The following is a 14,679-nucleotide window of genomic DNA, read 5'->3' as shown; positions in this document are numbered from 1 at the left end:
GATGAAAACCGCACAAGAACTTCGCCCAGGCAACGTCTTCATGGTCGGTAGCAACCCGATGGTGGTGCTCAAATCCGAGTACATCAAATCAGGGCGCAATGCTTCGGTGGTGAAAATGAAGATGAAGAATCTGCTCACCGAGTCGCCCAGCGAGGCGGTCTATCGTGCCGACGACAAGTTCGACGTCATCCAGCTGGAGCGTAAGGAAGTCAGCTACTCTTACTTCGCCGATCCCCTGTATGTTTTCATGGACGGCGAGTACAACCCGTATGAAATCGAAGCCGAGTGCATGACGGACGCGCTGAACTACCTCGAAGACGGCATGCCCTGCGAAGCCGTGTTCTACAACGGCAAGGCAATCTCGATCGAGTTGCCGACCAGTGTGGTTCGTGAAGTGGTGTACACCGAGCCAGCCGTCAAGGGCGATACTTCGGGCAAGGTGATGAAACCGGCACGCATGGCCACCGGTTTCGAACTGCCGGTACCCGCCTTCATCGAAATCGGCGACAGGATCGAAATCGACACGCGCAGCAACGAATACCGCTCGCGCGTCAGGTAGTTTTCAGTGCCGTTCGTGATTGACTTGCGGCCGCCTGATCAGAGATACTTTTCAGACGAGGCCTCGATGCCCCGAATGGTTCCAGCTTCGCCCGTCGCCGACGGCCTTTCCACCCCGTAATCCGAGGAGCCACCATGTCACTTCGCATCAATGACGTCGCACCCGACTTCAGTGCCGAAACTACCCAAGGCAGCATCCGTTTTCACGAGTGGATCGGCGACAGTTGGGCGATCCTGTTCTCGCACCCGAAGGACTTCACCCCGGTGTGCACCACCGAGCTCGGCTACATGGCCGGCATCGAGGACAAGTTCACCAGCCGCAACTGCAAGCTTATCGGCTTGTCCATCGACCCGGTGGACAACCACGCGCGCTGGGCCAAGGACATTGAAGAAACGCAAGGCCACTTGCCCAGGTACCCAATGATCGGCGACACCGATCTGGCGGTCGCCAAGCTCTACAATATGTTGCCCGCCGAAGAACCGGGCACTTCGGAGGGTCGCACCGCCGCTACCAACGCTACCGTGCGCTCGGTGTTCGTGATCGGTCCAGACAAGAAGATCAAGCTGATGATGACCTACCCGATGACCACCGGACGCAATTTCGACGAAATCCTGCGCGCGCTGGACTCGATGCAGCTCACCGCCAAGCACAAGGTCGCCACGCCGGTGAACTGGAAGCAGGGCGAGGACGTGATCATCGCTGGATCAGTGTCCGACGAGGAAGCCAAGACGCTGTTCCCGGAGGGCTGGAAGGCGCCCAAGCCCTATCTGCGCATCGTCAAGCACCCGTGATCTTCGAACAGGTGGCCAACGGGGGCTGCCAGTCGTACCTGGTTGGCTGCCCCGAGACGCGTGTCGCAGCCTTGATCGACCCGAGAGCCAGGTAGACCGTTATCTGGCTCTGGCTGCGCACGCTGGGCTGCGCATCCGCTTTCTCATCGATACGCATACGCACGCGGATCATTTTTCGGCCTCGCGCCTGCTCGACTCTACTCGCTATTCCGGACTCGGATGTTTGCCGAGTTTGCGCTGCAGCGTGCGGCGGTGCATTTTCAAGGCTCTGGCGGTTGCCGAGATGTTGCCCTGATGCTCGGCCAACACGCGCTGGATATGTTCCCATTCGAGGCGGTTTACCGACAGCGGCGATCCGGAAACCGGGAATGACGAGTCGCCTACGCTGCTTCTGTTGAGCGCCGCGACAATCTCATCCGCGTCACAGGGTTTGGCCAGGTAATGGATGGCGCCGAGCTTGATCGCTTCGATCGCGGTGGCGATGCTGGCGTAGCCGGTGAGCATGACGACACGGGTGTTCGGATCGCAGGCCATCAACTTCTCGATCAGTGCCAAGCCCGACTCGCCAGGCATCCTGAGATCGACGACGGCGTACTCGGGAGGCTGTGCCTGCGCCTGGATGATTGCCATTTCGACATTGGCGGCGACGGTCACGGCATAACCGCGACGCTCCAGGGCGCGCGCGAGGACGCGGCGAAAAGCGTCGTCATCATCGACCAGCAGCAGCGTCGAGCGCTCGTCGTCAGGGAGTCGTGGGGCTTGAAGAGGCATGGTGCTCGGCTTTCAGTCGGGTCAACGGCAGGGTCACGCGGGTGCATGCGCCGCCTTGCGGGTCCGCACGATTGAAGAGTTCGACCTTGCCACCGAGGCGCTCGACGGTGGCGTTGCTGAGAAACAGGCCGATGCCGATACCGTTTGGCGGGTCCCGAGTAGCGGTTTTGGTGCTGAAAAAAGCCTCGCCAAGGCGCTGCGCGGTTTCTTCATCGAGGCCGGCGCCACGGTCGAGGATTTCGATCTGACAATGCTCGGTGTCCCAGGAGGCGAAGAACTGCAGGGCTTCCCGGTTTTCCCCGTTGGCGTCGGCAGCATTGTCGAGCAGGTTGAGGAGGGCCTGCTCCAGGGTGCGCTCGGCGGAGATCAGTGGTGCTGGCTGCACACCCTGTAGCGACACGCTGATCCGGGCGTGCGGACGGATTACCCGCCAGTCGTCGAGCAAACGCTGCAGATAGGTGTCGAGCGCCACCCTGCGCATGCTTTCGCCGCGGCCCTGACCCGTCGATGCGAGGATCTGCGAAATCGTCTGCTTGCAGCGTGTCACCTGTTCGCGCAACAACAGCAGGTCCTCCTGCAGCTCGGCATTGTCGCCATGATTTAGTTCGAGTTCGCGGATCACGACCGCCATCGTCCCGAGTGGCGTCCCCAACTGGTGCGCCGCACCGGCAGCGAGCGTACCGATCGAGAGGATCTGCTCATTGCGCAGTGCGTCTTCGCGGGCTGCGGCGAGTTCGCGTTCGCGCCCCTTGAGGGCAGTGGCCATGCGGGTCAGGAAGAAAGCGACGATGGTGACGCTGATCACGAAGTTGAGCCACATTCCGATGACGTGCAGGGCAAAGCCGCTGCTGTGGGCGGCATGCTCGCTCGTGCCGCCGATGGCGCGGGCAAGCAGCGCGTCAAGTTGCGCCAGATCGCCCTGCGGCGGCGGCAGCGGCAAGTTCCAGAACATCAGTAAGGTGTAGGCGAAGAGCGTGATTGCCGCCATTGCCCAGGCGTAGCTCGCGGGCAGCATCGCAGCGGCCAGTGTGGGCGGTAGAAGGAACAAGGAGACGAAGGGGTTGGCCGAGCCGCCGGCAAAGTAGAGCAGCAAACCGAGAATGGCGGCGTCGAAAGTCAGATGCGCGAAGAGTTCAATTTCGGTGACTGGGCCACCCCTGTCGAGCCGTTTCCGAGTGACGAGATTGACGGCTGCGAGCAGAGCGATGGCCAGGCTCATCGGCATCAAGGCGAGCGGTATGCGCAGCCAAGCCACTGCCAGAATCAGTACCATCGCCTGGGTCAACACTTCAATCCGGCGCAGCATCAGCAGCCGGGTCAGCGCTGTACCCGGCAGAAAAACCTGCGTCCGGTTCTGATGAGTCAAAAACATGGGCAGTGCCTGGCAGCGGTTGAAGCGCTGAATTCTACGCCCTGGCCGCAGTCAGGGTGGGATTCCAACCCTTGTCCGTTGATTGCGACCCCGAAAACATGGGCCGCCGGCCCTGACCTGCTGACCTGCTGGCCTGGTGGATGCGACGATTTGCCACATTCCACGGCGCAGCCTCCCCCCCTAGAATGCCGGCTATCAAGACACAGGGGAGGGTTCGGGATGCAGTTTGCCAGGAGATCGATCGCGGTCACCGTTACTCTGGCCTTGCCCGTGCTGTGGCAAAGCGCGATTGCGCAGGGAAGCGCAACCCTGCCGGAGATGGACGGAATCGTCGTCAGGGCGCCCAGGATCAGCGACCGGCAATCCTTCGAGGGCAGCCGTCTCGACGCGGCGAGCGTCACTCCTTACCGAGCGGCCAGCAGTGATTCAGCCAGCCTTCTCGACGCTCTACCCGGCGTCAGCCGCTACGGCGCCGGCGGCGTATCCAGTCTGCCAGCCATTCACGGCCTGGCCGATGACCGTATTCGCATCCAGGTCGATGGCATGGACCTGATCTCCTCCTGCGCCAACCACATGAACCCGCCGCTGTCGTACATCGATCCGACCCTGGTCGGCAGCGTCAGGCTGTTCTCCGGCATCACGCCGGTCAGTGTCGGTGGCGACAGCATCGCCGGCACGATCCAGATCAACTCCGCGACGCCGCTGTTTGCCAAGGCCGGCGAAGGCCTGTTGCTGACCGGTCAGGCGGGTACTTTCTATCGCAGCAATGGCGATGCCCGGGGCGCCAATCTGTCGGCGACGATTGCCAACGAGATCCTCAGCGTGACCTACGCGGGATCGACGGTGCAGGCCAACAACTACGATGCAGGCGGCAAATTCAAGTCTGCCGGATTGTCGGAAGGCACCGCGGTGTGGCTGGCTGGCAACGAGGTGGGCTCGTCGCAGTACAAGTCCGAGAACCAGTCGCTCGGCTTCGCCCTGCGCCAGGAAAACCAGTTGTTCGAACTCAAATACGTCTATCAGCACATTCCGTATCAGGGTTTTCCGAATCAGCGCATGGACATGACCGAAAACACCAGTCAGAAGGTCAACTTCCGCTCCTTTGGCCAGTACGATTGGGGTTCGCTCGAGGCGCGCGCCTACTACGACGACACCCGTCACAAGATGAACTTCCTCGAGGACAAGCTGCAGACGACGGGCATGATGGCCAACCCGGCCGGTATGCCGATGGATACGCACGGGGAAACTGCTGGTGCCCTGATCAAGGTCGACATCCGGCTCTCCGATCGCGACCTCCTGAGGGTCGGCAGCGATTATCAGCACTACCACCTTGACGACTGGTGGCCTGCGATTGGACCGTACGTCCCACCCATGGGGGGGTATGGGTGGGATGGGTGGGATGGGCGGCATGGCCGCCATGAGCAACATGATGAACGGCTCGACTTTCTGGAACATCCACAACGGTATACGCGACCACTTTGACGTCTTTGGCGAATGGGAGGCGCGCTGGAGCAGCCAATGGCTGTCCCAGTTGGGGCTGCGCAGCAGTACCGTGTGGATGGATACCGGTGACGTGCAGGGCTACAATGTTCCGGACTACGGCAATCCGCTGAATCCGACGTCGATTCCGGGCGCCTTCAATGCCCAGAATCACAGCAGAACCGATCACAACCTCGATCTGACGGCCTTGCTGCGCTTTACCCCGGACGCTCAGCAGACCTTCGAGGCCGGCTTTGCGCGCAAGACGCGCTCACCGAACCTCTATGAGCGTTACGCCTGGTCGACCAACAACGCCATGACCATGACCATGATCAACTGGTTCGGCGACGGAAATGGCTACGTCGGCAACCTCAACCTCAAGCCGGAAGTTGCCAACACCATCAGCGCTACCGCCAGTTGGCACGATGCCAAGAAGTCACTGTGGGGTTTCAGCATCACGCCTTACTACACCTATGTACAGGACTACATTGACGCGCGTCGCTGTTTCGGCGGTACCGGCATGTCGCCCTGCCAGGGCAGCAACCTGACCCGCAGCACCGGTTTTGTCTACCTGCAGTTCGTCAATCAAAGCGCCCGCCTGTACGGCGCCGACGTTTCCGGCTACTTTCCGCTGCTCAGCGACAGTGCCATCGGCGAGGTCAAGATGACCGGCGTGCTGAGCTACGTCAGGGGAGAAAACCTCGACACCGACGACAACCTGTATCACATCATGCCCCTGAACGCGAAACTGGCGCTGGTGCAAAAGTCGGGGGCCTGGACCAACACTCTGGAAGGCGTGTTTGTCGACGCCAAGACCAAGGTCTCGCAGGTTCGCAACGAGCTTGAAACCAGCGGATACGGTTTGCTGAACCTGCGCAGCAGTTACGAGTGGAAGCAGTTGCGCGTCGATCTCGGCGTTGAAAACCTGTTCAACCGGCTCTACGATTCGCCACTCGGTGGTGCCTATCTCGGGCAGAGACCCATGGTTTATGGAACGGCCGTTCCCGGCATGGGGCGCTCGGTTTATGCCGGCCTGAATCTACGATTCTGAAGCCGGACCTACGGAAAGGAGTCGGAAATCTTGCTCGATGCGCAGAAGGTCCCTCGCTGCGCCGCTGCGCGGCAGATCCAGGGGAAGCATTGGCTGCTCCGTTTCGACCGTGGTCAGCGTATCCATGCCCGCGATACCAAGGGTGCTGCCTGGCGCATCGTCAGCGGTTCGGTTCGTCTGGATCGCGAGGAACCCAATGGTGAACAGAGCTTTGCCAACCTCGCCATCAGAGGTGACGTAATCGGTGCCGAGACGCTGCTGTTCGGAAAATACAGCTTTACGGCAACGGCGCTCACCGCCTGCGTTCTCGAATCATGGCCGGAAGGCCGTGCTTCTCCTGTCGGCGATTCGCTACTGCGTACGCTGGCCAAAGCCGAGCGACGTGCCGCCGAGGTCATCGCCCTGCGCTGTGGTCAGGCCGCTGACCGTGTCCGTCGCCTGGTCATGATGCTCGCACATCCGGCGGCGGAGCACCCGACCAACACGGCGGTCGAACTGCAAGTGGTCCTGCCGTCACGGCAGGACATGGCCGACATCACCGCGTTGAAGCTGGAAACGGTTTCGCGCATGGTCAGCCAGTTGCGCCATGCCGGGGTCCTTGACCCGCTGCGCCACGACGGCAAGCGGCCCTCACAGCGAAACTTTGCCATACGGCACGCGCTCGGCGAGACGCACTGAGTCGCCACTCTAACGGTCATGACTTTTCCAGGCACCACCGACCATGAAAGCCATGACCGTTACCCTATTCCCTGGCCCCTTGTAGTTAGACACGGTTGCTCCCACGGCCAGCGCTGCATCGCCGGCCGGCTCGGCGTGGAGCTGCGCACCGCGAAACCCCGCCTTCTCCTCCGCGAGGGGGAGGGGAGATTCGTGCGTCGCTGACGCGACGTTCACATTAACGCTTGCCCAGCACGAGCGGGAAGTCGGGTACACCACTGGGCACGATGGTGACCGGCGACTGGGCTCCTTCGGTCAGTGCCTTGACTCTTTCCGAGACGTAGAGGTCGAGCATCTTGTGCGTGATGCGACCCGACTTGTTGTAGTCTGCCTGCCCGCGCAGCCCTTCGAGAATGGCCTTGGTGAAAGCGCCATTGCCCCAGTCCGGCGATTCCTGCGCGTACTGGCGTCCGGTGGCTGCGGCGAAGACAATGACGCCGTTATCGGCACTCGATAGCTCGTTGACCACGGCTGTGGTGTCCATTCGCAGCGAACGCGTTCCGGTTCCCAGTACATTGCCCGCATGACAGGTGTCGATGAAGAACAGTGCCTTGCCGGGCAAGGATACCAGCGTGTTGCGAATCTCGGTGAAAATCACGCCGGTGCGTTTCAGGGCCTTGATGTTGACATCCTGCGGCAGGAAGTAATAGGTGCCGTCGGAGTCATTGACGCCGTGTCCGGCAATGAAAACGAAAGCGATGTCTCGTGAGGTCAGTTCCTTGCGGATCCACTCCAGTCCGTCGAGGACATCGTCGCGTCTTGCCTTGCCATCGGTGAGCAGACGAACCGATACCTTGCGGTACAGTCCGCCTTCCTGGGTCTTGAAGAAATTCGCAAGGTCGGTCGAATCCTTGGCTGCGAAATCGAGCTGGATCGAGGAATCCTGATACTTGCTGATGCCAATCGCCAGCACGTAGAGGTTTGGTCGGAGGTCCACGCCGGCGGCAGCGGCCGAGTTCGGCTGGCCGGCCGACGCAATTGGGGAATCGGTCGGCTCCTTGGCAATGGGTTCAGAGGGTCTCTTGACCGTCAATGCCGCCTCCGGCGATACGCCGTGCTTGTTTTCTGCGAACAGCAGGATATGCGCATCGATGGGCGGTAGTGACACTGGAACCTCGTAGCTGCTTTCTCCCCGATTGCCCGTTCGTGAACTCCGGAGAGAAGAAAGAGCCGGCAGCGCAATGAGTTGGCCGTTGACCCGCGCACGCAGCTGGGTTGCCGGCGCGCCCTCCGGCGAGCGCACGGCAACCACCAGCTTGATCTCGCCGCCCTTGGTGACAGTCAGGGCGTCAGGCGAGAGGATGCGCACGGTCGGCGGCAAGATCTCCAGAATTGCCTGGCTCCCTGTCGGGCGTGCAGCGGTTGCAGGAACAGCGGCCAGCGCGGCCGCCACGCCTCCCTTGCCGATCACCTCGGCAAGTACTTCCGGCCGGTAATAGTCCGTGCGGAAGCGCGATACCGGGTAGAAATCCGCCGCCTGCGCCGATCCGCGATCGACCTGCCAGCCGACGAGGTTTTCGCCACCCGGGCTGGCGGCGAAGTCGCCGGCGGGTGTCCACATCACCCAGCGGCGCCCGTCGGTGTGCGGGAAGAAAGCGAGCTGTTCGCTACCGTCCTTTGCCTGGTACCAGCGCAGCGTGCCATCGCTGAATGCCGCCACCACCCAGCGGCCGTCGTCACTGAGGTTGATCTGCCAGGTCGTCGCGGGTGCCGCCGTGCGCCACAGCTCGCGGCCGCTGCGGTCATACAGACGGAGCTTGTGATTGGTGGCGAGCGCGATTCGTTCGCCGTCGCGCGAGACTGCAGTCGAGAGCGACCACTCGCTGCTGTCCAGATTGAGCGCTTTGCCATTGAGCATCGGTCGCTGCCGTTCGAACCAGTTGTCCATGCTCGTTCTGCCGGCCATCGTCCTCGGCGCTTGCCAGTCCTTGCCGGCCTTGACCCAGGCGAGCTGGCGAAGGTCGAACGCATCGCCGGTTCCACCAGGGTGCGTTTCGCGAAAGGCCAGTGCGCTGCCGTCGCTCGCGAGCCGGAAGCGGCTACGGAGGTTGCGGAAGTCCATCAAGGAGTTGCCGACCGTGAGCCGTGGCCGTCCGTCGGTGCCAAGCACTCCCCACTCGGGATCGGCGGAGGCATACAGCAAGCCGCCGTTGGGCGTGGCCTGCAAGGCGGTGATCGTGTTGCGGGCGACCGGAGTGCATGATGGCTCTCCCAGACCGTCGCCAGACCAGCCACAGATCGTGAACTGTCCCTTCTCATTGGCCCAGGTCCCCGCACCGAAGACCCGTTTGCCATCGGCCGACCAGGCCACGACGCTCAGGCTTCGCGAGGAGTTCGCCTGTGTGGGTGAGAGAACCTTCTTCGATTTCAGGGTTTTGGCATCGAGCAGATCGATACTGCCCTGGTTCGATGCGCCTGCCGCCACAGTCTGGCCGTCCGGTGAAAACGCCAGACCAAAAGGAATGCCATTGCCTCCCAGTGCACCTCTCGACAGCAGCTTGATGCCTTTGCCGGTCACTTCGTAGGCGCGGAGAAAAGCATCGGCGCTGCTGACCAGCAAGGTCTTGCCGTCCGGCGACCAGGCGGTGGCATTCACTTCATCCGAATAATCGGCGTCGCCTTGCAGCTCGCGCGCGCTGCTCCAGCCGTCGGCGCCAAGGAATACCCGAGTCCCCTGTTTTCCCCCAGAGACCCGCGACGAGAGTCCTGCCGTCGGGAGAAAACGACAGATGGGTCACCACATCCGGCAGCCCGGAAATGCGGTGAATGATCTGGCCATCATTGCGCCGGACCAGATACAGATCGTTGCTTGCTGACCACCCGGCCGCTGCAAAAACCGATCCGTCCGGAGTCATGGCCACCGCGTACAACTTGCCGTCGTTGCCAGGGGCGGAAGGCGGCCGGAAGACCGACAGCAGCGTGCCGCTGGCCGCGTCCCAGACGCGGGCGGTCTTGTCTTCGGAAGCCGTGACGACATAACGGCCGTCACGGTCCAGGCTGGCTGCGCGCACCGGGGCGACATGGCTGCCGGTTTCGAGACGCAGGCTGGGCACCGCATCTGCTGCGCTTGCCGCAGCAGCACCTGGCAGGCAGGTCAGCAGACAGCAGACAAAGCGCAGCGCTATTCCTATTCCTACTCCTGGCAGGCGCAAGGCCGCTCTCATCCGGTACGCGGGTCGGGCGACAGGAATCAGCAGGAAACCTTCTTGAACTCGATACGCTGATCCAGCGCGTCCGAGTCGTTGCCCTTGCCGGTACCGACGATCGCGCGCTGCGAACCATAGCCCTTGGCCTGAGACCGCTTGGCAAAGGCAGGATTGGCCGCAGCGATCTTTTGCCGGACGAACTCGGCACGCTGCAGTGAAAGGCGCTCATCCATCTGCTCGGACATTCCCCGCCGGGTGTGACCGGCAACCTCTATGCACGAGGTTTGACGAAGCGATTGCCGGGCAATTTCGGACAACCACTGGGAATACTGCGGCTGCTGATCCTGCGAGAAAGCGGTGGCTCCGGGTTTGAAGTTGAACTGGACGGCAAGCCGGTCGGTTGCCAGGCCCATGTCGACCAGTTGGCCGAAAGCCTGCATCGCCCCCTTCTTGTTCCCCAGTTTCACCTGGTTGAGGTAGATGCCGGCATACACGCGTGCCTGGTTGCCGGCGGGATTCTTCAGTACCGACTGGAAGAGTGCCAGCGAGTCCTTGTAGCGCTTCCCGTGATAGGCTTTCATTGCTTCGTTGATCGTCGATGCGGCGAGAACGGTATCGATGTAGGCAGGATTGATCGGATCCCCTGCTTTGGTTCCCTGACAGGTCTTGACGTAGCCCTCGGTCGCGGCGTCCTTCGACCACACCGGCATCTCGCGGAAGAGGGCCAGAGGTGTGGGATCAAACCCATCGGGCAGGGAACGCGCCAGGCCTTTGCTGATGATCTTGCCGGTCTTCAGATCGGCGAGGGCGAAGCAGATGCGGTAGGCATCGCGTTCGCCGTCCGCTTTGCCCTGCAGGTTGATCGGCGTGAATGTGCCGACCATCAGCAAGGGAAGTGTGGATACGGTTTCGCTGGTGAAGGGCTTGACATCAACCTGCTGATAGCTCTCCTTCACCAGTTGCACGACCGATTGCTCCATCGCCGCCGTCGCTTCGGTCTGCACACCGCTGTTGCCGTCTACCAGCGGATCGACGATCATGTTGTACTTCTGATCCTTGGCCAGCTTGGCATTGGCCAGCAATTCCTGCGCCGCCTTGCGCACCGCCTGGTCGTAGGGAAGTGCAACCAGTGGCGGGGGAGCAGGCGGTGCAGCCGCTGTCGGCTTCTCCTCGGTAGTCGTACAGGCGGCCGAAAGTACTCCGATGGCCAGAAAAAAGGCTTGCGAGACAGCACGACTTCAATGACATGAGAATTCTCCCTTCTTGTGGATATCGTAATCTGACACGGAAAATTCGAACTCGTTCATCCGCTTCGCGCAAGCAGCGAAGTGCCGGGTCAGGCAAGGAAGCGCGGCTTGCCAAGACGAGCTTGGCGTCCATTCACAGAGGCCATCGACGCGCTGCAACTCGTGCAGGTTCCGGGTCACCAAGGCTAACGGTCATGTTAATTCTCGGCAAGAGCGAGGCGCACGACTGCTTCGAAGTAACGCGCTCCGATGAGCAGGGCGGCTTCGTCGAAATCGAACTGTGGGCTGTGCAGCGGCACGTTCGCCGCGTTCGGAGCCCGCGCCCCGAAGCGCACGAAGCAGCCGGGTACCTCGTTGAGGTAAAGCGAGAAGTCCTCTGCACCCATGCTCGGCAACTCGTAGGTCAGTACCTGCTCTGTGCCGACGACACGCGCGGCAGCGCGGCGGGCGAGTTCGGTTTCGCGCGGAGTATTGATCACCGGTGGATACGGTTCCGACAGATCGAGTTCGATTCGGGTATGGTATGCCTCCCCAAGGGCGCGACACATTCGTTCCATCCCGGCGATCAATCGTAACCGGGTCTCGCTTTGCGTCGTACGGATCGTTCCCTCCAGCAACGCCTCGTGCGCGATCACGTTGCGGGCCGTACCCGCTTGCAGCGTTCCGATGGTGACCACCGATGGATCGAGCGGGTTGGCCTCGCGCGACACGAGAGTCTGCAGCCCGCCGACCAGCGCGGCACTGGCGACCAATGCGTCGGTCGCCTCGTGCGGCCTGGCACCGTGACCTCCGCGGCCGAACACACGGATACGGAAGCTGTCGGCTTGGGCGCAAACCGGCCCCGGGGCAGCCATGATCTGCCCAGTGGGGTAGAGGTTGGTCAGGTGCCCCCCGAAGATCATGGCCACACCGGCGAGTGCGCCTGCATCGATCATCACCTGCGCGCCAAGGCCACCTTCTTCGGCAGGCTGGAAGATCAGCACCACGTCGCCCTGCGGGAGCGGATCCTGCAGCAGCGCCGCTGCGCCCAACACCATGGCCATATGTCCATCGTGCCCGCAGGCGTGCATTTTCCCGCTATGGCGAGAAGCAAACGGCAGGCCGGTCTGTTCGGCAATCGGTAATGCATCGAGTTCAGCACGGAGTGCGACCCGTGGTCCTTCTGTTCGCGCTCCGCGAAGTCGGGCGACGATGCCGCCACCGACTCCTCCATACTCGTAGGGTATCCCCAGGCGCTGGAGTTCGGTGATCACAAAGCGGGCGGTTTTCCGTTCTTCGTAGCCGATTTCCGGGTACTGGTGCAGCGAGCGACGCCAGCGCACCAACTGCCGCATGATGTGTTTGCTTTCCATCATGCTACGTCGGTTGCGAGATGGGAAAGGGGGGGAAAGGGGGGGAAAGAAAAAGGAGCCAGGTTCAGATTTTCCATTTTACGTTCCAGATGTGCCCACTGACCTGACGGGTTCAGGTCTTCCCTATTCCCTATTCCCTATTGGCGCCGTTTGGTGTTCGTCGTGCCAAATCTTGCGGACGCCAAGGGAAAAAAGCAAGCCCTTCCCTCAAAGTTCGCCCCGTTTTGCTCGTCTTTGGCGACGCTGCGCTGTATTCGGATAACAAGCACCTCTTCGCCACGGGAGCGATTCACTTGGCCGATCATTTCGATCCGGCGGCTGGTCAACTCAGACCTCATCGAAAATCTTCATTAACAGAGGATCTTCGCAACTAATTCGTACTCCGATCCTCAAACTGGACTTGGCGGTGATGACCCGCTTATGATGTCTTGTCGGCAGTCCGAGGGACACGGCGACCGGCGTCCCACAATGCCCGAAAGAGCGACCAGTGGAGGAGCGAGATGAGGTTTGAAGATCGATATGCTGCCCCGATTTTTGTAGGGGAATCCCCGGTGTTCCGCCAGGTGCTGCAGTACATCGCCAAGCTTTCCCGATGCGATGCGCCGGTACTCATCGAGGGCGAGACCGGAACTGGCAAGGAACTGGCGGCGCGTGCCATCCACTATTCGGGGGCGCGCGGCAGCGCACCTTTCGTTCCGATCAACTGTGGCGCCATCCCCGACAATCTGGTCGAAAGCGAGTTGTTCGGGCACGTCAGGGGCGCTTTCACCGATGCCCGAGAGGCGCGCAGCGGGGTGGTGGCCCAGGCGGAAGGCGGGACGCTGTTCCTCGACGAGATCGAAGCCCTGGGGGCGCATGCCCAGGTCGCACTACTGCGTTTTCTGCAGGATCTCGAGTATCGGCCGGTGGGCGGATCGGCATCCCGTCGCGCCAATGTCCGCGTGATCGCCGCCAGCAACACTGACCTGGCGGCACTCAGCCGTCAGGGTAGCTACCGGCAGGATCTGTTGTTTCGTCTCCGGGTCTTGGTCCTCGAAATGCCGCCGCTGCGCGCGCGTGGGGATGACGCCGCTCTGCTTGCCGAGGCTTTTGTGGCGCGCTACCGCGGCCGCTATGGCCTGCCCGCGATTCCCGTCGACCCGCAAAGCCTGTTGCAGTTGCGCGGGTATGACTGGCCGGGCAATGTGCGTGAACTGGAGAACATGGTGCACCGGGAACTGCTGCTCAACGAGGGAGAGACCCTGTATCTGAATGTTCCGTCCGCACCGTTGCGCATCACGACCACAGCGCCGGTGGCCGAACCCGGCCTGGTCACGGATTTCCGGCAGGCCAAAGCCGACGCCATTGCTCGATTTGAACGATCGTATCTCAGCCAGCTACTCGCCACCACAGCCGGTAACATCAGTCTGGCAGCGCGCCTTTGCGGTCAGGACCGCAGCCGGCTCAACAAGCTGGTTCGTAAATACGGCCTCGCACGATCCAGCTTCGCCGAGGACGCGACCTCCCGCTGGGTCAAGGGCACTCTCGAAAATACCTCCGCGCTCAGCGTCCAACCCGCAGGTGAAAATCAGCTTCGTTCCTGATTTCCCCGGCATGGCATCGGCGACGATCGGCCGCGGTGCTCAGGGTGGGTTCGCAGGTGTGGGTCAGATTTGACCCAGTGTGTCGGAAGCACCCCGGATTTCGCCCCCTACAGCCTCCGTTACCGCAAGGAATGTCACTGATTCATACAGAGAAAGTACCTCTGACCATGGGTGGCACAGAGTTTGCTCTGTGAAGTCAGCATTCTCGAGCATGCGGGAGGCGAATGGTCTGGAAGGGAAATGGTGTCACTGTGGAGACGGCAATCCTGGCTTACCTTGCCGCGCATCCGGACGCGGCAGATAACGCCCTTGGAGTACAGCAATGGTGGTTGCCACGCCGCTTTGCCGACGTTTCCCTGCGTGATGTCGAGACGGCGTTGGCGGCAATGACCGAGCAGGGGAGCCTGACGGAGATTCGGCTGCCCGACGGTAGTGTCATCTTTGCTGCCGGGCACGCCAAGAGACGAGAGGATGGGTGACTGAAGCGAAGCAGCGCCAAGGTGAATGATGATGAATGCGACCTGGCTGCTGTGGGTGGCGACGGCGAAAGAGAAGGCATGGCAGGCAGTTCCAAGCGTCGATTGCAGACGCTCGGCCCGGGTATCCGAATG

Annotated in this window: 14 protein-coding genes; 7 read left to right on the top strand and 7 right to left on the bottom strand. The window is 61.7% G+C overall.

Annotated features, from left to right (window positions below; translation table 11 throughout):
• Position 1: 1 nt before the first annotated feature.
• The gene (efp, locus tag E4Q08_RS03480; RefSeq protein WP_034915507.1) at positions 2–559 is read left to right on the top strand and encodes an elongation factor P; all 558 of its coding nucleotides are present in this window, start codon (positions 2–4) and stop codon (positions 557–559) included.
• Positions 560–693: 134 nt separating this feature from the next.
• Positions 694–1,350 (top strand): peroxiredoxin, encoded by a 657-nt coding sequence (locus tag E4Q08_RS03475; protein ID WP_034915511.1) that lies wholly within the window; start codon positions 694–696, stop codon positions 1,348–1,350.
• On the opposite strand, the gene E4Q08_RS25600 is transcribed toward E4Q08_RS03475, so the two are convergent.
• From E4Q08_RS25600 to E4Q08_RS03460, 3 genes are read right to left on the bottom strand one after another with little or no spacing between them, the layout of a single operon-like run.
• Positions 1,337–1,522, bottom strand: a complete 186-nt coding sequence (locus E4Q08_RS25600; RefSeq protein WP_034915514.1) for a hypothetical protein — start codon at positions 1,520–1,522, stop codon at positions 1,337–1,339. The genes E4Q08_RS03475 and E4Q08_RS25600 overlap by 14 nt on opposite strands.
• Before the next feature lie 32 nt (positions 1,523–1,554).
• On the bottom strand, positions 1,555–2,121 hold the full coding sequence (locus E4Q08_RS03465; RefSeq protein WP_034915516.1) for a response regulator transcription factor: 567 nt from the start codon (positions 2,119–2,121) through the stop codon (positions 1,555–1,557).
• Positions 2,093–3,493 carry an ATP-binding protein gene (locus E4Q08_RS03460; RefSeq protein ID WP_169069363.1) on the bottom strand — a complete coding sequence of 467 codons (1,401 nt, stop codon included), beginning with the start codon at positions 3,491–3,493 and terminating at the stop codon, positions 2,093–2,095. Before E4Q08_RS03460 ends, E4Q08_RS03465 begins: the two co-directional genes overlap by 29 nt.
• A gap of 219 nt (positions 3,494–3,712) precedes the next feature.
• Here E4Q08_RS03460 and E4Q08_RS25595 point away from each other — a divergent pair, with 219 nt between their 5' ends.
• Genes E4Q08_RS25595 through E4Q08_RS03450 form a run of 3 tightly spaced genes read left to right on the top strand, consistent with a single transcriptional unit; the run spans position 3,713 to position 6,701 of the window.
• Positions 3,713–4,975 (top strand): TonB-dependent receptor plug domain-containing protein, encoded by a 1,263-nt coding sequence (locus E4Q08_RS25595; RefSeq protein ID WP_308240047.1) that lies wholly within the window; start codon positions 3,713–3,715, stop codon positions 4,973–4,975.
• Positions 4,911–6,023 (top strand): TonB-dependent receptor domain-containing protein, encoded by a 1,113-nt coding sequence (locus tag E4Q08_RS25590; RefSeq protein ID WP_308240046.1) that lies wholly within the window; start codon positions 4,911–4,913, stop codon positions 6,021–6,023. Before E4Q08_RS25595 ends, E4Q08_RS25590 begins: the two co-directional genes overlap by 65 nt.
• A 30-nt stretch (positions 6,024–6,053) precedes the next feature.
• Positions 6,054–6,701, top strand: a complete 648-nt coding sequence (locus tag E4Q08_RS03450; protein WP_169069362.1) for a Crp/Fnr family transcriptional regulator — start codon at positions 6,054–6,056, stop codon at positions 6,699–6,701.
• A 217-nt stretch (positions 6,702–6,918) separates the two neighbouring features.
• On the opposite strand, the gene E4Q08_RS25585 is transcribed toward E4Q08_RS03450, so the two are convergent.
• From E4Q08_RS25585 to E4Q08_RS03430, 4 genes are all read right to left on the bottom strand, one after another.
• Positions 6,919–9,336, bottom strand: coding sequence for a caspase family protein (locus E4Q08_RS25585; RefSeq protein ID WP_169069361.1), 2,418 nt, complete (start codon positions 9,334–9,336; stop codon positions 6,919–6,921).
• Position 9,337: 1 nt separating this feature from the next.
• Entirely contained in the window at positions 9,338–9,892 is a 555-nt protein-coding gene (locus tag E4Q08_RS03440) for a WD40 repeat domain-containing protein (protein WP_169069360.1), read from the bottom strand.
• A 38-nt stretch (positions 9,893–9,930) separates the two neighbouring features.
• The gene (locus E4Q08_RS03435; protein ID WP_308240045.1) at positions 9,931–10,989 is read right to left on the bottom strand and encodes an OmpA family protein; all 1,059 of its coding nucleotides are present in this window, start codon (positions 10,987–10,989) and stop codon (positions 9,931–9,933) included.
• A gap of 341 nt (positions 10,990–11,330) precedes the next feature.
• Entirely contained in the window at positions 11,331–12,488 is a 1,158-nt protein-coding gene (locus E4Q08_RS03430) for a M20 metallopeptidase family protein (protein WP_169069359.1), read from the bottom strand.
• 497 nt (positions 12,489–12,985) lie between these two features.
• On the opposite strand from E4Q08_RS03430, the gene E4Q08_RS03425 reads away from it, so the two are divergent.
• Both E4Q08_RS03425 and E4Q08_RS03420 read left to right on the top strand, forming a co-directional pair.
• Entirely contained in the window at positions 12,986–14,068 is a 1,083-nt protein-coding gene (locus E4Q08_RS03425) for a sigma 54-interacting transcriptional regulator (protein ID WP_169069358.1), read from the top strand.
• A 224-nt stretch (positions 14,069–14,292) separates the two neighbouring features.
• Positions 14,293–14,547 carry a hypothetical protein gene (locus E4Q08_RS03420; RefSeq protein WP_169069357.1) on the top strand — a complete coding sequence of 85 codons (255 nt, stop codon included), beginning with the start codon at positions 14,293–14,295 and terminating at the stop codon, positions 14,545–14,547.
• The last annotated feature ends 132 nt before the right edge of the window (positions 14,548–14,679 follow it).

The sequence above is a fragment of the Candidatus Accumulibacter contiguus genome (assembly GCF_012940005.1).
GTDB lineage: Bacteria > Pseudomonadota > Gammaproteobacteria > Burkholderiales > Rhodocyclaceae > Accumulibacter > Accumulibacter contiguus.
The sequence above is the reverse complement of the archived record's forward strand: the minus strand, read 5'-3'. Positions and strand labels throughout refer to the sequence as shown.